The 251-nt window shown below is 48.6% G+C and carries 1 protein-coding gene; it reads left to right on the plus strand.

Translation table 11 applies throughout. The features are described 5' to 3' along the window. Nucleotides 1–251, plus strand: a 251-nt coding sequence (locus GUI70_RS24910) for a hypothetical protein (protein WP_237725164.1), incomplete at both ends; no start/stop codon positions are given.

Raw genomic sequence — 251 nt, forward strand, 5'->3', positions numbered from 1 at the left:
GATTGAATCCCGGGGATTTAATTACAAGGAATTCAACGAGATCGGTGTTGGCACGTTGCATTATCACGTTGAAAGTATAGAGAAAAATACAAACCTTCGCGATTGGGTTCCAGAATGGTGTTTCCCATTCATTTTTTGGGCGGCCAACCGCGTGGGCGGGCACGTATCTGGCCGTTTGGACTGGTTTGCCGGGAAAGGCATCAAACTAGCCGATGGCGCAAAGCCAAAAACGATCGGACATCTTAAGGACG

The organism is Deinococcus alpinitundrae (assembly GCF_009982895.1).
GTDB classification, from domain to species: Bacteria; Deinococcota; Deinococci; order Deinococcales; family Deinococcaceae; genus Deinococcus; species Deinococcus alpinitundrae.